Here is a 16,817-nt window from a genome sequence, read left to right as displayed (position 1 = left end):
CTCCATCGGCGTTACAAAAACAATCTGGCCGTGATGAGCCAGAACGCCAAAAGGACACTAGAACAATGAAAAAGGCATTACAGGGAGCCACCGTTGCACTCACTCTCCTCGGCGGCGGGGAGGCCGTCGCGGTGGAATGGATGAACAACAGCGTAGGTTTTCGCTACGGCCAGCAATTCACCAATCCGAATAACCCCGACGAATTCAGCAAGCGCATCTACAGCGTTACCCACGCCAGCGGCTACCGGTATGGCAGCAACTTCCTGAACCTGGACGTGTTCCTGTCCGACAGCCGCGACCCGCGCAAGGGCACCGACCACGGTGGCAGCGAGGTGTACGCGGTGTACCGGCATCAGTTGTATGCGTCACGGGTGCTGGATGTGCCACTGGGCACCGGGCTGATCAAGGATTACGCGCTGACCCTGGGCTTTGATGCGAACCGCAACAACAACGTCGCGTCGGCGAAAAAACGCGCACTGGTGCTCGGCCCGACATTGAAGTTCAACACCGTGGGCGTGCTGGACCTGAGCCTTCTGTACTACAAGGAGCGCAACCACACCGGCATCCCCGGTGCACGGGAGTCGAACCACACGTTTGACGACACCTACATGCTCAACCTGACGTGGATGCGCCCTTTCGAGATCGCCAACCATGCGGCGAAATTCCAGGGCTTTGTGAACTACGTCGGGGAAAAAGGCGCGGACTACCATGGCCGTGACACGGCACCGGAAACCCTGATGCGCAGCGCGCTGATGGTCGCGGTGCGACCGGGCAAGAGCGTGAAGCCGAACCTGTACCTCGGGGTGGGTTACGAGTACTGGCACAACAAGTTCGGCGTGGACGGCGGCCGGGGCAGCCGTACGTCAACGCCGACGGTGAACATGGAAGTGACGTTCTAGGCGGCGGCCAGTTCCGACTTGTCTGCTTTCGGCCGCGCCAGCCAATAGCCCAAGACGGCCAAGGGCGCAGTCGCCAGCATCACGATCGCCGTGATCAGCAACGGTTGCTCGATCATCGATGACACCAACAGGCTGCTGAGAAAGCACAGGCCCAATTGCAGGGTGTTTTGCAGTGCCGCCGCCTTGCCGGAATGTTCTGCAAACGGCATCAGCGCATTCGCCACCACGATCGGGTAGCTGGCGCCGTTGACCAGCGCCATCAGGCAGAACGGAATCAGCAAGGTGGTGAGCGTCGGCACGGTCAAGGTGGCGACCAGGTACAGCGCCACCATGCTGATGCAATAGGCCAGCAGCAACCACGGCAACAGCGTCTTGCCCTGGAAACGCTGCAAAGCGCTACGGCAACTGTAGCCACCCACCAGAAACGCCAATGTCGGCAGCACGTAGCTCAGGCCGATGTCATTCGGGCTATAGCCCATGTCGCCGAGGATGAAGGGTGAAGCGGTCAGCCAGGCGAAGAAACTGGCCGAGCAGGCGGCGAAGATCATCACATTGCCGGTAAACACCCGGGAGGTGAGCAACTGCCAATAGCCAAGGCGCGAAGGTTCGTCTTCCCGCGTCTGAGGTTTCGACACGGAGCGCAGAAACAACGTCGGCAGCAACAACAGCAACGACACCCCCAGCAATACGCCAAAGATGGCTTGCCAACCGAAGTGGTTCAGCACCATCGCACCCAGCAGCGGCGCCAGCGCCGGTGACAACGACATCAACGGCATGATGCTGGCGAACACGCGGTGGGCCTTGTCGGCCGGGTAGCGGTCGATCACCAGCGCCTGCCAGCTCACAGCCGCAGAACACACGCCAATCGCCTGCATAAAGCGCAAGGCCAGCAACTGCGGCGCGGTCTCGACCCAAAACATCCCCGCGCAACCCACCACAAACAGGCTCAAGCCTGCGAGCAGGATCGGCTTGCGCCCCAGGCGGTCGGACAACGGCCCCCACAGCAACTGCCCCACGGCAAAACCCGCGAGGAAGATACTCAGGCTGGCGCCCACCGCGCCCGCACCAATCTGCAACTGCTCGCCCATGGCGCCGAACGCCGGCAAATACATGTCCATGGCAAGGTAACCGAGCATGCTCAGCCCCGCCAGATACCAGGTGAAACCAAAAGAATTTTTCATTGAAACCTTGTTAATCCTGCCATCAAACTATTTGCTGACTGCCGCCCATTATGAAGCTGACAGTTTTGCTGTGAAGCGATAATAATTGGCGGCTGTTATCAATAATTTTGAAGGCAACCCTCATGTGGTCCGAATACTCCCTGGATGTCGTCGATGCGGTAGCGCGCCATGGCAGCTTCAGCGCCGCCGCCCAGGAATTGCACCGCGTGCCGTCAGCCATCAGTTATACCGTACGTCAACTTGAAGAGTGGCTGGCGGTGCCGTTGTTTGTGCGCCGGCATCGTGATGTGGAGCTGACACCCGCCGGCCGTCTGTTTATCGACGAGGCCCGCGGGGTAATGAAAAAAATGCTCGGCACACGGCGCCTGTGCCAGCAGGTGGCCAATGGCTGGAGTGGCCAGTTGAAGGTGGCCGTGGATTCCATCGTCAAACCCCAGCGCTGCCGACAGTTGGTGCTGGATTTCTATCGACAGTTTCCCGAGGTGGAATTGCTGCTGGAATACGAGGTGTACAACGGTGTATGGGATGCCCTGGCGGATGAGCGCACCGATATTGTCATCGGTGCCACCAGCGCCGTGCCGGTGGCCAGTCACTTCACCTTTCGCGATATGGGCTTATTGAATTGGCTGTGCGTGGTCAGCGCACGGCACCCGTTGGCGGCCATGAAAGGGTTGCTCAATGACGACCAACTGCGCCCCTTCGCCTCGCTGTGCATGACCGACACCTCGCGCAACCTGCCCAAGCGCGACACCTGGACCCTGGATAACCAACGCCGGTTGGTAGTCCCCAACTGGGCCTCTGCCATCGATTGCCTGCGCGATGGCCTGTGCGTCGGCATGGCACCGGCGCATCAGGTATTGCCGTGGATCGAACGCGGTGAATTGGTGGCGCTGCAACTGACGCGCCCCTTTCCGGCCAGCCCATCGTGTGTGGCCTGGGCACAGAGCAAACTGTCCCCGGCCATGGCGTGGTTGCTGGAATACCTGGGGGATACCGAGACGATGAACCAGGAGTGGCTCAACGGAAAGGACCTAGTTCAATAGCCGAGTGAGAGCCCGCACGATCATCTCCACCTCCTTGGCATCCAGGGTCAACGGCGGCAGCAGGCGAATGACCTTGCCCCGCGTCACGTTGATCAGCAGCCCATGCTCCTGGGCAGCGCGCTGGGCCAGGTCGCGATAGGGGCTGGCCAACTCAACACCGATCATCAGGCCCTGCCCCCGAATCGCCAGCACCTGCGGATGCTCTTCCAATTCCATGCGTAACCGCGCCAGCAAGCGCTCGCCCTGTTGTGCAGCGTTCTGCAACAAGCCTTGCTCTTCGATAATGTCCAACACCGTGCAGCCCACCCGGCACGCCAGCGGGTTGCCGCCAAAGGTGCTGCCATGACTGCCCGGCGTGAAAAGTGCGGCTACCGCTGCCCTGGCCAGGCACGCACCGATGGGCACGCCATTGCCGAGGCCTTTGGCCAGGGTCATCACATCCGGGACAATGCCTTCATGCTGGAAGGCAAACCAGGCGCCGGTGCGGCCGATGCCGGTCTGGATTTCGTCGAGCATCATCAGCCAGCCGTGCCGTGTGCAGTGGTCACGCAGGGCTTGCAGGTAACCCGGCGGCGCTGGCAGTACACCACTTTCGCCCTGGATGGGCTCCAGCAAGACCGCCGCGATACGTGTGCCAAACGTCTGGGTGATTGCCTCGATCGCCGCCAGATCACCAAACCTGACCTTGAGAAAATCCCCCGGCAAACGTTGGAAACTCAAGCGCACCGAGGGGCCATCGCTCGCCGCCATGGTACCCAGCGTACGGCCATGAAAGGCATTCTCCATCACCACCACCAAGGGCTCTTCGATGCCTTTTTTCCAGCCATGCAACCGCGCCAGTTTCAGCGCCGTCTCGTTGGCTTCGGCGCCGGAATTATTGAAGAAGGCACGGTCCAGGCCGGACAGCCGCGTCAGGCGCTGGGCCAGACGTTGTTGCCAGTCGATGCTGTAGAGGTTGGAGGTGTGCAACAACAGGCCGGCCTGCTCGCTGATGGCCGTCACCAGTTTCGGGTGGGAATGCCCGACGTTAGTCACCGCCACACCCGCCACTGCGTCCAGGTATTCGCGCCCCTGCTGGTCCCACAGGCGCGTGCCGAGGCCACGGGTGAAGCTCAGGGCCAGGGGTTGATAGGTGGTCATCAGGCAGGCGGCGGTCATGGTGGCGGACTCCAGTGCATCGTTGAGATAGCAACAGTATCGTTAGCCATCCCAGCTGGATAAACTGCGTCCTCCTACAATCACTTTAAACCAGGACTTGATAATGGACCTGTTCCAAGCGATGTCGGTGTACGTGAAAGTGGTGGAGAGCGGCAGCATGACCGCCGCCGCCCACGCCTGCGGGATGTCGACCACCATGGTCGGCAACCACCTGCGCGCCCTCGAACAACGCCTGGGCGTCAGCCTGCTCAAGCGCACCACCCGCAAACAGAGCCTCACGGAGTTCGGCGGCCAGTATTACCAGCGTTGCCTGGAAGTACTCGGGCTGGTGGCAGACTCCGAGCAATGGGCCGAACAGGCCCACGGCGACATCCCCAAAGGTACCCTGCGCATCACCGCGCCACCGGCGTTCGGCACTGAACGCTTGGCGCCGGCCTTGAGCGAGTTTTCCCAACGCTACCCGCTGATCAAGCTGTACGTGGTGCTCAGCAACCAGCGCATGGACATGGTCGACAGCGGCTTTGACGTGGCTATCCGCCTGGGCGAGCTGGAACCCTCAAGCCTGATCGCCCGACCAATGCAGGACTACACCATCACCCTGTGCGCCTCACCGGACTATCTGGCCCGACGTGGTACACCCCAGACACCCGAGGACCTGCAACAGCACGACTGCCTGGCATTCGCCTACCCTTCCACCGATGACTGGCGCAACGCCGACAAGCTGTGGCGCATGACCGGCGCAGAAGGCGAAGTGGAAATCCCGGTGTCCGGCTCGCTGACCATCAATAGCTCCCAGGCCTTGCGCCAGGCCGCCGTGCAAGGCATGGGGATCGTCATGCTACCGGATGCCCTGGTGCAGCCCGACCTGCAAACCGGCAAGCTGGTGGCCTTGCTGACCACCTATCAACTGCCCAGCCGGCCCATGCATTTGCTGTACGGCCAGGACCGTTATCGCTTGCCGAAGCTGCGCGCCTTTGTGGATTTCGCCATGGAAAAGTGGGCGCGCTAGAAGCCCACGCCCAACTCGCGCAATCGCGCCGCCGTCTGCTCGGCAGACACGTGGTGAATGCCTTGCCAGCCGAGGGCGACGGCCGCTTCGATATTGCCGGCGACATCATCGATAAACACCACTTCCCCCGGCTGGATATCCGGCAGGTACACCCGTACCTGGCTGAGGCTCGCGTGGTAGATCGCCGCGTCGGGCTTTATCAGCTTCAACTCGCCAGACACCACGATATTGCGAAATTGCCGAAGGAAGGAGTAGTGGGCAAGCGCATAGGGAAAGGTCTCGGCCGACCAGTTTGTGAGCCCGAACAGTGGCATGTTGGCCTGATGCAGCGCGTTGAGAATCGCCACGCCTTCGGGCAACGGGCCACGCAGCATTTCGTGCCAGCGGCCGTAATAGGCCGTGATCAAGGGTTCATGCTCGGGGTATTGATCGATCAGGATCTGTGTGGCTTCGGCCAGCGGCCGCCCCGCATCCTGCTCGGTGTTCCAGGCCTGGGTACAGATGTTATCGAGGAACCATTGCCGCTCTTGATCGTCGGCAATCAGTTTGCGATAGAGGTGCTGCGGGTTCCAATCGAAGAGAACACCGCCGAAATCAAAAACGACTGCACGAATCGTCATCAGATCCTCCGTTAGCATGGTTTGAGAGCTGAGGGAGTCTGGCAGATTTACAAGGAGGGAGGTGCGCGCCGGAGCGTAAGACGGATCTGAAAAACCAAAAAAACAAATATGGGAGGGGGACACGCCTCCTCCCACATTTTTAACCGCGTTTAGGCTTGGACCAGACCCTTGATCTTCACGGTCGGGTTCACGTCAGCCTCGTAGTCCACACCATCGATTTCAAAGCCGAACAAGCGCAGGAACTCAGCCTTGTAGCCGGCGAAATCACTGATCTCGTCGACGTTCTCGTCGGTGACCTGGTTCCACAGTGCCGCCACGGCGTCCTGGACCTTCGGTTCCAGTTCGGCCAGGTCGGCGCGCAGGCGGCCGTCGGCGTCAAGCTTCGGTTCGCTGCCGTACAGGCTGTCCTTGAACAGGCCGTAGACCTGCTCGATGCAGCCTTCGTGGGTGCCCTGCTCTTTCATCACTTTGAACAGCAACGACAAGTACAGCGGCATGATCGGGATCGCGGAGCTGGCCTGGGTGACCACCGCCTTGAGAACCGATACGCGGGCGTCGCCCTTCAGTGCAGCGAGGTTGTCGCGCAGGGTCAGGACTTTTTTGTCCAGGTCTTTCTTGGCTTCGCCGATGGAGCCGTTCCAGTAGATGTCCTGGGTCAGCTTCTCACCGAGGTAGGTGAACGCGGTAGTCTTGGCGCCTTCGGCCAGTACGTCGGCATCACGCAGGGCGTCGATCCACAGCTGCCAGTCGGCGCCGCCCATGACATTGACGGTGCCGTCGATTTCTTCCTGGGTTGCAGGCTCGAGGGTAGTGTCGACCACAACGCCTTTGTCGGTATTGATACCGCGCAGGGTCACAGCCTTGCCGATTGGCTTGAGGGTGGAGTTGTAGACTTCACCGGTTTTTGGATCAGTACGCCGTGGCGCGGCCAGGCTGTAGACGACCAGGTCGATCTTGCCCAGGTCTTTCTTGATGGTTTCGATGGTCAGGCGCTTGATCTCGTCGGAAAACGCGTCGCCGTTGATGCTCTTGGCGTACAGGCCTTTTTCAACGGCAAACTTCTCGAACGCAGCGCTGTTGTACCAGCCGGCGGAGCTCAGCTTGCCTTCTTCGCCTTCTTTCTCAAAAAACACGCCCAGGGTGTCGGCGCCGCAGCCAAACGCTGCACTGATGCGCGCGGCCAGGCCGTAGCCGGTGGAAGCGCCAAGGACCAGCACCTTCTTCGGGCCGTCTTTGATGGCGCCGTGCTCAGTTACGTAGTCGATCTGTTCCTTGACGTTCGCTTCACAGCCAACAGGGTGAGCGGTCACACAGATAAAGCCACGAACCCGCGGTTTGATGATCATAAAATTTCTGCCTCTTCCAAGGTGCCGAAGGCCAATGGTGGCCATTCAACTTCAATCGTACCGGTCTATGACGTCCGAAAAACCGAAGCGTCACGATAGTCGCAAATCTTCTGTTTACAAAATCCAATCCACACGAGCCCACCAGGTTTAAAGACTGTGTCGAGCCTTCACAATTTTGCACTATTTAAAACGCCAATCCGCTGCTGGACGCCTTATCATGACGAAGATGTTTCATTATGTTTCAAAACCCCACCACTCGCGGCCACGGATCCGGACCTGTCGAATGGCGTCCTTCTGGAGCTGAGTTGCATGAACAAGTCTGCTTTGCGTAAGAAAGCGGTATCGGTCGCCTGGGTACTCGGCGTGTTGCTGATTATCGATGTGTTCCCCGAAACCACCCTGGTGTTCCTCTGCCTGGTACTGGTGTGCGGCGTTTACGACTTCCTGCGTAACGGCCTGTATGACAAGCCGACCGTCAAGAAATACTTTATCGGCAGTGGCCGCAATACCTGGCTGCTGGCACCGTTCAACACCCTCTTCGACCTGTTGAGCTCGCGTAACCGTCACGTTTATACGATGCGCGACCTGCCACCCGCCTGGCGCACAGACCTGCAACAGGTGCTCGATGACGCCATGGCCCACAAGGATGAAATCATCGGCTACCTGGATGAACGCATGGCCGAGAAGAAGCGCGGCATGTTGTTTTTCCAGTGGTACGGGCGACCGATCGAAACCACCCTGGATATTCCTGAACTGCGCAAAAAACTGCCGTTCGTGAAAACCATCGGCGTGTCGGTGTTCAACGAGAACCGCTCGACGTCCTTTCACTTCGGCCCCCTGCGCATGATGTTCCGCGTGCTCTACAACATGGCACCGGCGCCCCATCACGATGGCGTGTACATCCAGGTCGGCAAGCACAAGCACTACTGGCACGACGACCCGCTGTTTATCTTTGATGACACGCTGATGCATGCGTCCTTCAACAAGAACGACGCCAAGCGCTACTGCCTGTTTATCGACATCGTACGGCCAACGCCGCTGCCGTCGGTGCTTAACGCCGTCATCGCGGGTTTTGCCGGGCTGGTCTTTACCCTGCGTCGGGTTTTCTACAAAAACTGGAAGCTGATTGAGTAAGTTCTGCGGCATGATGGTGTTGGACGGTATTTGCGCTCGGCCCTGCGCCTGAGGTAAATATCCGGCTCGTGCGCCCTAACCTGCGCCCACCATTCTCACGTCATCGCACCTCGACAGGTGCGGTGGCTGCGTTTTCAAGGAATCAGAATGCCCCAACGCCAAGTCATCAATGCCTCCGTCAGCCCCAAGGGCAGCCTCGAAACCCTGTCCCAACGTGAAGTCCAGCAACTGAGCGAAGCCGGTACCGGCAGCATCTACACCCTGTTTCGCCAGTGCGCCCTGGCGATCCTCAACACCGGCGCCCATATCGATAACGCCAAGACCATCCTCGACGCCTACAAGAACTTTGAAGTGCGCATCCACCAGCAGGACCGTGGCGTGCGCCTGGAGCTGTTGAACGCCCCCGCCGATGCTTTCGTCGATGGCGAAATGATTGCCAGCACCCGCGAAATGCTGTTCAGCGCCCTGCGGGACATCGTCTACACCGAGAACGAGCTGGACAGCCAGCGCATCGACCTGAGCAACTCCCAGGGCATCACCGACTACGTATTCCACCTGCTGCGCAATGCCCGCACCCTGCGTCCGGGCGTGGAACCGAAGATCGTGGTGTGCTGGGGCGGGCATTCGATCAATACCGAAGAGTACAAATACACCAAGAAAGTCGGCCACGAACTCGGCCTGCGCAGCCTCGACGTGTGCACCGGTTGCGGCCCGGGCGTGATGAAAGGCCCGATGAAGGGCGCGACCATTTCCCACGCCAAACAACGCATTACCGGCGGGCGCTACCTGGGCCTGACCGAGCCGGGCATCATCGCCGCCGAAGCGCCGAACCCGATCGTCAACGAACTGGTGATCCTGCCGGACATCGAAAAACGCCTTGAAGCCTTCGTGCGCGTGGGCCACGGCATCATCATCTTCCCCGGCGGCGCCGGTACGGCCGAAGAGTTCCTGTACCTGCTGGGCATCCTGATGCACCCGGACAACCGCGACGTGCCCTTCCCGGTCATTCTCACCGGGCCGAAACAAGCCGCGCCGTACCTGCAACAGTTGCATGCCTTCGTCGGCGCCACCCTCGGCGAAGCCGCGCAGGCGCACTACCAGATCATCATCGACGACCCGGCCGAAGTGGCCCGCCAGATGACTGTCGGCCTCAAGGCGGTGAAGCAGTTCCGCCGTGAGCGCAACGACGCGTTTCACTTCAACTGGCTGCTGAAGATCGACGAAGGCTTCCAGCGCCCGTTCGACCCGACCCACGAAAACATGGCCAGCCTGCAACTGAGCCACGCACTGCCGCCCCATGAACTGGCAGCCAACCTGCGCCGTGCGTTTTCGGGGATCGTGGCGGGTAACGTGAAGGACAAGGGCATTCGCCTGATCGAAGAACATGGCCCGTACGAGATCCACGGCGACCCGGCCATCATGAAGCCACTGGATGAGCTGTTGCAGGCGTTCGTTGCCCAGCATCGCATGAAGTTGCCGGGTGGCGCGGCGTATGTGCCGTGTTATCGCGTAGTGCAGTGAGCTCGCCAGGTAATTTGCTTACAGCCGCCAGGCTTTACTGGCGGTCGGTCATAGTTTGTATCTCTTTGCGGCATGAGTAAGCGTGCGGGAGGGCTGAGTTCGGACTAGGTTTTCATGACCCCGACTCATCCTCCACCTGAAGAGCGACCTATGGACCAACGGATATTGTCCTCCACCACTCCTTACCCTAAGGTAAGGAGCATCATGTTGGAGATCTTTACCATGGCGACCGCCACACTTACCTCAAAAGGGCAAATCACCATCCCCGTCCAAGTCAGGACCGCACTTGGCCTGGAAACAGGCGACCGCGTCGAGTTCGTCGAAACGGAAGATGGCAAGTTTTCCATCATTGCAGCGAGCAAGACTGTCCATGACCTCAAGGGGCTGGTCCGGAAGCCTGCAAGGGTCGTGTCCATTGACGACATGAACCGCGCCATCGCAGCACAGGGAGCGAAGGCTGGATGATCGGGCTGGATACCAATGTACTGGTGCGCTACGTCACCCAGGATGATCCCGTTCAATCCCCCAAGGCCTGCGAATTGATCGAATCCCTCACCACGCTTTCGCCAGGGTTTGTCAGCCTGGTGTCCGTGGTGGAGTTGGTATGGGTATTACAGAGCTGCTACCAATGTGCCAAAAATGACATTGTCGTCGTTCTGGAAACCCTGCTGCGCACCCGTGAATTGACCGTCGAACATGCCGAGGTCATCTGGCAGGCACTTCGACGGTTCACGGCCAACAACGCCGATTTTGCCGATTGCCTGATAGAGCGCTGCGCCCACGCGGCCGGGTGCGAATACACCGCTACCTTTGACCTCGGTGCGGCCAAGGCAGCGGGTATGAAGCGTCTGGGCTGAGCGGCGACATTGCGGCAAGGGGCAGGCTTTGGTAAAAGTCGCTAATCCCTGAACGAGAGAACGCCCCACGTGCGCACGCTTCTTCTTGCTGCCCTGGCCCTGACGCCGTCCCTCGCCCTGGCCGAGATCATCTGGCCCGACCTGCCAAAGAGCTGCTTCGTCAGTGGGCGTTCTGCCACTAGTGTGGATGTGGACGCCGGCTGCGCAGCGTTCCTGATCAATGTGCAAGGCAAGGCCGCAGGTACGCCGATCAAGGTGGATATTCCCCAATATGCTTTTCACATCGACGAAGCCAGCGGCAAAGAGACACCGGTGATCATCATCCAGGCCGAAGAGAACGGAGAGGTCAAGGCCGTGGGATACAAGGAACTGGGCACCGATCAACTCGGTGCCGCGCTGCTGCGGGAAGTACGGCTCCTGGGTACAAAGAAGCCTTCCTAGTCGGGGTTCAACGAACCCAGCCCCCCACCTGCCAGTGGTAGCCATCATTGCGCTGCACCCAATGCGGATGCACATAACGATAGCCTTCTCGCACCGGCTCCCAATGGCCGTGTACGGCAACGTAGCGCCCGCCTTCCCAGCGCCAGTAACCACGTGACCATATGTAACCTTCACGTACGGCAGGCTCGACTTCGATGACCTGGGTCGGCGGCGGTTGTGGCGCAACCACCTCGACATATTCACGCTGTACAGGCCGGCGCTCATGCACCACGCGCTCCTGCACACACCCGGACGCCGCGACCACAACGGCCGCTAATGCCGCGTAACGTAACAACATACAACCCCCTCGGGCGTTATCGCCCAACACCTGCACCGGTAAAAATGCCCCCGTGTTTCAGCCGTGCTCCTGCTCAGGCCTGGGTACTTTTTTAACAGGTTGTGTCTGTCGGATTGCTGAAGCAGCACGCATCAAGGGTGACCGAAGCGTCCCAACACCGCTTCGACAAAGCGTCTCAACTTGGCCGTACGCTGGCGGTTCGCCGTGTAGACAAGGTGCATCGGCCGGCTCGGCGCTTCAAAGTTCGGCAGCACTCTCACCAATTCGCCCCCGGCCAATGCCCGGCGCAAGAAGTCTTCCGGACCGAGCACGATGCCAAAACCATCCAGCGCGGCGGACATCAAGGCCCTGCTTTCATTGATCTGCAAGCGACTGGCAACCTGCACCTTATAAGGCGTCGAAGCCTGGTAGAACACCCACTCGCGATCCGCCGGCCGCGACCAGAAGGCGTAGCCGAGACATTCGTGATGTTCAAGGTCCGCCGGGGCCTGCGGGGTACCGCGTGCCGCCAGGTACTCCGGCGACGCGCAGACCACCAGGCGGTAAGGTGCCAGTGGCCTGGCTGTCAGGCCGGTGGTCGCCAGGGGGCCGATACGAAAAGCGGCTTCATAGCCCTCCTCCACCAGGTCCACGAAACGGTCGGTCAAGTGCAGGTCGATTTCCACATCCGGGTTGTCGCGCAGGAACCCGGTAATCAACGGCATCAGGCTGTAGGATCCGAAGGTGACGGGCGCGGTGATTTTCAGCTTGCCGCGCGGCGTGTCGTTCATGATCTGCGCCAGTGAATCGGCAGCCTCGGCTTCTACCAGGATATGTTTGCAACGCTCGTAGTACGCGCTCCCCAGCTCCGTCAGGCTTTGCCTTCGTGTGGTGCGGTTAAGCAAGCGAGCGCCCAGGCGCTGCTCCAGCGCGGTGACATGTTTGGCCACCATCTGCGGCGACATGCCCAAGCGCTCGGCAGCCCGCGCGTACGAGCCCAACTCAGCAGCTATCACAAAGGCATTCATGCTCGACAGGCGATCCATCACTCCCTACTCCCAGTAACAACATCCACACTAAAACGACGATTTATCGCCGATTGGTTGCCAATCATCATAACCGCTCCCCCATTCATTGGAGCAAGACCATGAAGATTGGTGTTATTGGAGCAGGCTTTATCGGGCGCGCCGTGGCCCAACTGGCGCTGGCGGCCGGGCACGAAGTGATGTTGAGCAACTCCCGTGGCCCCCACACCATGAGCAGCGTAGTGAGCGGCATACTCGGCGTGCAGGTGGGCAGTGCCGACGACGCCGCCAAATTCGGCGATGTGGTGCTCGTGGCGATCCCCCTGGAGCATTACCGCAGCGTCCCGGCGCAATGGCTGGAGGGCAAGACTGTGATGGATGCGAATAATTACTACCCGAACCGCGACGGCCATATCCCGGTACTGGATCGCTTCGAATCCACCACCAGCCGGTTGCTCGCCGAGCATCTGCCCCATTCACATGTAGTGAAAGTGTTCAACGCGATCTTCGCTCCCGACCTGACGCAGGACGCGCGCCCCCACGGTGCCCCCGACCGCCGGGCGTTGCCGGTGGCAGCGGATGACGCCGTAGCGAAGGCACGCGTCATCACGCTACTCGACGAATTGGGTTTCGACGCCGTGGATGCCGGCAGCCTGGATGACAGCTGGCGGCTGGAACGCGGCAAGCCTGCCTATTGCGTCCCGCTGGACCAGGCTGGCTTGAAAGCAGCGCTGGCCGCCGCCGAGCGTACGGTTGAACTGCCGCCTGTCGAACGCACCCGCCGTTAGACACGCACAAAAAAGCCCGCTGACCGTTACCGGTTCAGCGGGCTTTTTGTTACCGGCAAGGTCCTGACCCAGGACCTCCCCAGCGGCTTACAGCGCCAGGTCAGACGCCGGCTTGCTCGGCTCAGCCGCAGGCTTGGCAGCCTCGGGCGCCTTGACAGCAGCCTTTTGCGGAATCACAGGCGGTGCAGGCAGTTGCAGGATATTGGCGGTGTAGGCCCATTCCTTGGCAACAGCCTCAGGACTGTCGTTCAGCTTGGTGCCGTAGCTAGGCACGATCTGGTGCAGTTTTGCCTGCCACTCAGGGGTCGCAACCTTGTCCTTGAACACTTTCTGCAGCACGGTCAGCATGATCGGAGCCGCGGTGGACGCGCCTGGCGATGCACCCAACAGGCCTGCAATGGTGTTGTCGGCGGAGCTGACCACCTCGGTACCGAGTTTCAGGACGCCGCCCTGCTCTTCGTCACGCTTGATGATCTGCACGCGCTGGCCGGCCTGCCACAGGCGCCAGTCGGATTGCTTGGCGTTCGGGAAGTACTCCTGCAGCGCCTTGAAGCGGTCGTCATCCGACAGCATCAGTTGGCCGGCGAGGTACTCGACCAGTGGGTATTCACGAATACCGACTTTGGTCATTGGCCAGATGTTGTGGGTGGTGGTGCTGGTCAGCAGGTCCAGGTACGAGCCTTCTTTCAGGAACTTGGTCGAGAAGGTGGCGAATGGGCCAAACAGAATCACGCGCTTGCCATCCAGCACGCGGGTGTCCAGGTGCGGAACCGACATCGGTGGCGCGCCAACCGAAGCCTTGCCGTAGGCCTTGGCCAGGTGCTGCTCGGCGACGGTTGGGTTATCGGTCACCAGGAACGAGCCGCCGACCGGGAAGCCAGCGTATTCCTTGGCTTCAGGAATGCCCGACTTTTGCAGCAGGTGCAGTGCACCGCCGCCCGCGCCGATGAACACGAACTTGGCGTCGGTTTCAGTCTTGGTGCCGTCTTTCAGGTTTTTGTAGCTGACACGCCACGAACCGTCGGCGTTCTTGGTGATGTCCTGCACTTCGCTCGACAGTTTCAGGTCGAACTTAGGCGTGGTTTGCAGGTGAGCGACGAACTGGCGGGTGATCTCGCCGAAGTTCATGTCGGTACCCAGCGGGCTCCAGGTGGCCGCGATTTTCTGGTTCGGGTCACGCCCTTCCATCATCAGCGGAACCCACTTGGCGATCTGCGCCGGGTCTTCGGAGTACTGCATGCCGGCGAACAGCGGGCTCGCTTGCAGGGCTTCGTAGCGCTTCTTGAGGAACTTGATGTTGTCATCGCCCCACACAAAGCTCATGTGCGGCGTGGAGTTGATGAACGAACGCGGGTTCTTCAGCACGCCCTGCTGGACCTGCCAGGACCAGAACTGACGGGAGATCTGGAACGCTTCGTTGATCTCGACCGCTTTCGGGATCTCAACGTTGCCGTTCTTGTCTTCCGGGGTGTAGTTCAGCTCAGCCAGGGCCGAGTGACCGGTACCGGCGTTGTTCCAGCCGTTGGAGCTTTCTTCGGCGACGCCATCGAGGCGCTCGACCATTTCCATCGACCAGCCCGGCTCCAGCTCATTGAGCCAGACACCCAGGGTTGCACTCATGATGCCGCCGCCGATCAGCAGCACATCGACTTTCTTTGTCTCTTCCGCGTGAACGGACGTGATCCCCATCGACAAAGCCAGCCCCAGCAGGGCAGTGTTTACTTTTTTAAACATCAGTAGCACCTATGATAAAACGCCATCCGCCCCACCGCCCCTGATCATGGGCAACCCTCAATCACGCTGCGCCAGGCAACGCACCGCGGGGTTTGCACATTCACTCGGGGACCGCAGGGTGGGCACACAAGGCCGACGTATCGACCTCACTTTTATGTCCCTTCTGCGCTGACTTCTTATCATTATTGGCTTCAGCTACCTGGGCGACAGCCAAACGCCGGGACGTATACGGGTGTACGTACCGGGGAAAGACCAGACCAAGACGGCGCGCAGAATATCACGCCACACGGCGTTTATGCGTCGTTTGACCAATTGACAACTCTAAATCGCCGGTTTTAACGCGCGAGTGTCAAGTGTGGCAAGCGCGACCTGAGGTCACAGGGCAGGAACTCTCGGGCAAAAGGCTGTTCTAGACTCCTTCGTCGCTGCTTGCGTAGCATCGACGCACTCCCTCGTACCACCTTTCATCACAGAGCGATCCATGTCTATCCACCAAACTCCCGGGCACGTACTGCCCGCGCGCAGCGCCGCCAAAATGGAAGCCGCCATGGCCGTGGGCGCCTTCGCGATCGGTACCGGCGAATTCGCCATCATGGGCCTGATGCCCGACATCGCGCAAAACCTGGGTTTAAGCGAACCCCAGGTTGGCCACGCCATCAGCGCCTATGCCCTCGGCGTCATGGTCGGCGCCCCACTGCTGGCCATCCTCGGCGCCAAGCTGCTGCGCAAACACATGCTGCTGTTGCTGATGGGCCTGTATGCCCTGGGCAACCTTGCCACTGCGTTCACCCCGACCTTCGGCTCGTTGGTGGCGTTCCGCTTTATCAGCGGCCTGCCCCACGGCGCCTACTTCGGGATTGCCGCCGTGGTCGCCTCGAGCATGGTGCCCAACGACAAACGCGCCGGCGCCGTGGCGCGGGTAATGATGGGCCTGACCCTGGCCATGCTGCTGGGCAACCCCATCGCCACCTTCCTCGGCCAGCACCTGGGCTGGCGCTCGGCGTTTGCACTGGTGAGCGTGATCGCCCTGTGCACCATCGCCCTGGTCTGGCAATTTGTGCCCCATCGCCACGACGAACAACGCAGCGACCCGCGCAAGGAACTGCGCGCCTTCACCAAACCCCAGGTGTGGATGGCGCTGTCCATTGGCGCCATCGGCTTTGCCGGTATGTTCTGCGTGTTCAGCTACCTGGCACCGACCATGCTGGAAGTAACCAAGGTATCCCCGCAGTGGATTCCATTTGGGCTGGCAGCATTCGGCGTGGGCGGGATTATCGGCAACATCGCCGGCGGCAAGCTGTTTGATCGCATGCAGTTTCGCGCCGTGGGCTGGATATTGGTGTGGTCGATGGCCGTGTTGCTGTTCTTCCCCTTCGCGGCGGCCTCGCTATGGGGCGTGCTGCTGAGCATGGGCCTGGTCGGCACCATGGTCTCGTTGGCCGCACCGCTGCAGATCCGCCTGATGGACATCGCCCACGAAGCACCGAGCCTGGCGGCAGCGTCCAACCATGCGGCGTTCAACCTGGCCAATGCGCTGGGACCATGGTTTGGCGGGATGGCGATTACGGCTGGGTTTGGCTGGACCAGCACCGGCTACATCGGCGCGGCGACGGCACTGGTCGGGCTGGGCATTTATCTGATAGCACGGCGGATGCAGGGAGGGCATTAAGCTCAAGCCCCAGGGCTATCAGCACATTTCAATCGCCATGAACAGTGAATAATCGGCGCAATGAGACTATTTCATT

At 60.4% G+C, this 16,817-nt stretch carries 17 protein-coding genes; 10 read left to right on the top strand and 7 right to left on the bottom strand.

The window, feature by feature from the left end; translation table 11 throughout:
* The first annotated feature begins 65 nt into the window (after nucleotides 1-65).
* Nucleotides 66-899: a nucleoside-binding protein gene (locus tag BFP99_RS13260; protein ID WP_065928129.1), complete on the top strand. Its 834-nt coding sequence runs from the start codon at nucleotides 66-68 to the stop codon at nucleotides 897-899.
* Here the strand turns inward: BFP99_RS13260 and punC are convergent.
* Nucleotides 896-2,080 (bottom strand): purine nucleoside transporter PunC, encoded by a 1,185-nt coding sequence (punC, locus tag BFP99_RS13255; RefSeq protein WP_065947413.1) that lies wholly within the window; start codon nucleotides 2,078-2,080, stop codon nucleotides 896-898. The two genes, BFP99_RS13260 and punC, sit on opposite strands and share 4 nt — an antisense overlap.
* Nucleotides 2,081-2,202: 122 nt before the next feature.
* Here punC and punR point away from each other — a divergent pair, with 122 nt between their 5' ends.
* On the top strand, nucleotides 2,203-3,123 hold the full coding sequence (punR, locus tag BFP99_RS13250) for a DNA-binding transcriptional activator PunR (protein WP_065947412.1): 921 nt from the start codon (nucleotides 2,203-2,205) through the stop codon (nucleotides 3,121-3,123).
* On the opposite strand, the gene BFP99_RS13245 is transcribed toward punR, so the two are convergent.
* On the bottom strand, nucleotides 3,112-4,281 hold the full coding sequence (locus BFP99_RS13245) for an aspartate aminotransferase family protein (protein ID WP_065947411.1): 1,170 nt from the start codon (nucleotides 4,279-4,281) through the stop codon (nucleotides 3,112-3,114). The genes punR and BFP99_RS13245 overlap by 12 nt on opposite strands.
* Nucleotides 4,282-4,384: 103 nt before the next feature.
* Between BFP99_RS13245 and BFP99_RS13240 the strand changes: the two genes are divergently transcribed.
* Nucleotides 4,385-5,290 (top strand): LysR family transcriptional regulator, encoded by a 906-nt coding sequence (locus BFP99_RS13240; protein ID WP_065928133.1) that lies wholly within the window; start codon nucleotides 4,385-4,387, stop codon nucleotides 5,288-5,290.
* Here BFP99_RS13240 and BFP99_RS13235 read toward each other — a convergent pair.
* Nucleotides 5,287-5,910, bottom strand: coding sequence for an HAD family hydrolase (locus BFP99_RS13235; RefSeq protein ID WP_065947410.1), 624 nt, complete (start codon nucleotides 5,908-5,910; stop codon nucleotides 5,287-5,289). The two genes, BFP99_RS13240 and BFP99_RS13235, sit on opposite strands and share 4 nt — an antisense overlap.
* Nucleotides 5,911-6,059: 149 nt before the next feature.
* Nucleotides 6,060-7,256: an enoyl-ACP reductase FabV gene (gene fabV / locus BFP99_RS13230; protein WP_065928135.1), complete on the bottom strand. Its 1,197-nt coding sequence runs from the start codon at nucleotides 7,254-7,256 to the stop codon at nucleotides 6,060-6,062.
* 309 nt (nucleotides 7,257-7,565) lie between these two features.
* On the opposite strand from fabV, the gene BFP99_RS13225 reads away from it, so the two are divergent.
* The 5 genes from BFP99_RS13225 to BFP99_RS13205 all read left to right on the top strand — a co-directional run bounded on the left by BFP99_RS13225 (nucleotide 7,566) and on the right by BFP99_RS13205 (nucleotide 11,209).
* Nucleotides 7,566-8,390 carry an aspartyl/asparaginyl beta-hydroxylase domain-containing protein gene (locus BFP99_RS13225; protein ID WP_065947409.1) on the top strand — a complete coding sequence of 275 codons (825 nt, stop codon included), beginning with the start codon at nucleotides 7,566-7,568 and terminating at the stop codon, nucleotides 8,388-8,390.
* 147 nt (nucleotides 8,391-8,537) lie between these two features.
* A complete protein-coding gene (gene ppnN / locus BFP99_RS13220) occupies nucleotides 8,538-9,911 on the top strand; it encodes a nucleotide 5'-monophosphate nucleosidase PpnN (protein ID WP_065928136.1) in 1,374 nt (457 codons plus the stop codon).
* A gap of 207 nt (nucleotides 9,912-10,118) precedes the next feature.
* The gene (locus BFP99_RS13215; protein WP_074845160.1) at nucleotides 10,119-10,376 is read left to right on the top strand and encodes an AbrB/MazE/SpoVT family DNA-binding domain-containing protein; all 258 of its coding nucleotides are present in this window, start codon (nucleotides 10,119-10,121) and stop codon (nucleotides 10,374-10,376) included.
* On the top strand, nucleotides 10,373-10,768 hold the full coding sequence (locus BFP99_RS13210) for a PIN domain-containing protein (protein WP_053132385.1): 396 nt from the start codon (nucleotides 10,373-10,375) through the stop codon (nucleotides 10,766-10,768). Before BFP99_RS13215 ends, BFP99_RS13210 begins: the two co-directional genes overlap by 4 nt.
* Nucleotides 10,769-10,837: 69 nt before the next feature.
* On the top strand, nucleotides 10,838-11,209 hold the full coding sequence (locus BFP99_RS13205; RefSeq protein ID WP_065928137.1) for a hypothetical protein: 372 nt from the start codon (nucleotides 10,838-10,840) through the stop codon (nucleotides 11,207-11,209).
* A 7-nt stretch (nucleotides 11,210-11,216) separates the two neighbouring features.
* Here BFP99_RS13205 and BFP99_RS13200 read toward each other — a convergent pair whose 3' ends face one another.
* Both BFP99_RS13200 and BFP99_RS13195 read right to left on the bottom strand, forming a co-directional pair.
* Nucleotides 11,217-11,546: a YXWGXW repeat-containing protein gene (locus BFP99_RS13200; protein WP_043293388.1), complete on the bottom strand. Its 330-nt coding sequence runs from the start codon at nucleotides 11,544-11,546 to the stop codon at nucleotides 11,217-11,219.
* A gap of 131 nt (nucleotides 11,547-11,677) precedes the next feature.
* Nucleotides 11,678-12,553, bottom strand: coding sequence for a LysR family transcriptional regulator (locus BFP99_RS13195; protein WP_065947447.1), 876 nt, complete (start codon nucleotides 12,551-12,553; stop codon nucleotides 11,678-11,680).
* Nucleotides 12,554-12,624: 71 nt separating this feature from the next.
* Between BFP99_RS13195 and BFP99_RS13190 the strand changes: the two genes are divergently transcribed.
* Entirely contained in the window at nucleotides 12,625-13,338 is a 714-nt protein-coding gene (locus BFP99_RS13190) for an NADPH-dependent F420 reductase (RefSeq protein WP_256098132.1), read from the top strand.
* Nucleotides 13,339-13,425: 87 nt separating this feature from the next.
* Here the strand turns inward: BFP99_RS13190 and mqo are convergent, their stop codons facing one another.
* Nucleotides 13,426-15,072: a malate dehydrogenase (quinone) gene (gene mqo, locus BFP99_RS13185; RefSeq protein ID WP_065928140.1), complete on the bottom strand. Its 1,647-nt coding sequence runs from the start codon at nucleotides 15,070-15,072 to the stop codon at nucleotides 13,426-13,428.
* 481 nt (nucleotides 15,073-15,553) lie between these two features.
* Between mqo and BFP99_RS13180 the strand changes: the two genes are divergently transcribed.
* On the top strand, nucleotides 15,554-16,741 hold the full coding sequence (locus BFP99_RS13180; protein WP_065928141.1) for an MFS transporter: 1,188 nt from the start codon (nucleotides 15,554-15,556) through the stop codon (nucleotides 16,739-16,741).
* Nucleotides 16,742-16,817: the final 76 nt, after the last annotated feature.

Source organism: Pseudomonas sp. 1 R 17 (genome assembly GCF_900067035.1).
GTDB classification, from domain to species: domain Bacteria; phylum Pseudomonadota; class Gammaproteobacteria; order Pseudomonadales; family Pseudomonadaceae; genus Aquipseudomonas; species Aquipseudomonas marginalis.
Note: the sequence above shows the minus strand (reverse complement) of the source record. Positions and strands in the feature narration are given on the sequence as shown.

Bases quoted from the DNA above. Each gene is read 5' to 3' on its own strand.
- ppnN (WP_065928136.1), top strand. From the start codon at position 8,538: ATGCCCCAACGCCAAGTCATCAATGCCTCCGTCAGCCCCAAGGGCAGC.
- BFP99_RS13195 (WP_065947447.1), bottom strand. From the start codon at position 12,553: ATGAATGCCTTTGTGATAGCTGCTGAGTTGGGCTCGTACGCGCGGGCT.
- BFP99_RS13210 (WP_053132385.1), top strand. From the start codon at position 10,373: ATGATCGGGCTGGATACCAATGTACTGGTGCGCTACGTCACCCAGGAT.
- mqo (WP_065928140.1), bottom strand. From the start codon at position 15,072: ATGTTTAAAAAAGTAAACACTGCCCTGCTGGGGCTGGCTTTGTCGATG.
- BFP99_RS13235 (WP_065947410.1), bottom strand. From the start codon at position 5,910: ATGACGATTCGTGCAGTCGTTTTTGATTTCGGCGGTGTTCTCTTCGAT.
- punC (WP_065947413.1), bottom strand. From the start codon at position 2,080: ATGAAAAATTCTTTTGGTTTCACCTGGTATCTGGCGGGGCTGAGCATG.
- fabV (WP_065928135.1), bottom strand. From the start codon at position 7,256: ATGATCATCAAACCGCGGGTTCGTGGCTTTATCTGTGTGACCGCTCAC.
- BFP99_RS13200 (WP_043293388.1), bottom strand. From the start codon at position 11,546: ATGTTGTTACGTTACGCGGCATTAGCGGCCGTTGTGGTCGCGGCGTCC.
- punR (WP_065947412.1), top strand. From the start codon at position 2,203: ATGTGGTCCGAATACTCCCTGGATGTCGTCGATGCGGTAGCGCGCCAT.
- BFP99_RS13245 (WP_065947411.1), bottom strand. From the start codon at position 4,281: ATGACCGCCGCCTGCCTGATGACCACCTATCAACCCCTGGCCCTGAGC.
- BFP99_RS13180 (WP_065928141.1), top strand. From the start codon at position 15,554: ATGTCTATCCACCAAACTCCCGGGCACGTACTGCCCGCGCGCAGCGCC.
- BFP99_RS13240 (WP_065928133.1), top strand. From the start codon at position 4,385: ATGGACCTGTTCCAAGCGATGTCGGTGTACGTGAAAGTGGTGGAGAGC.
- BFP99_RS13225 (WP_065947409.1), top strand. From the start codon at position 7,566: ATGAACAAGTCTGCTTTGCGTAAGAAAGCGGTATCGGTCGCCTGGGTA.
- BFP99_RS13260 (WP_065928129.1), top strand. From the start codon at position 66: ATGAAAAAGGCATTACAGGGAGCCACCGTTGCACTCACTCTCCTCGGC.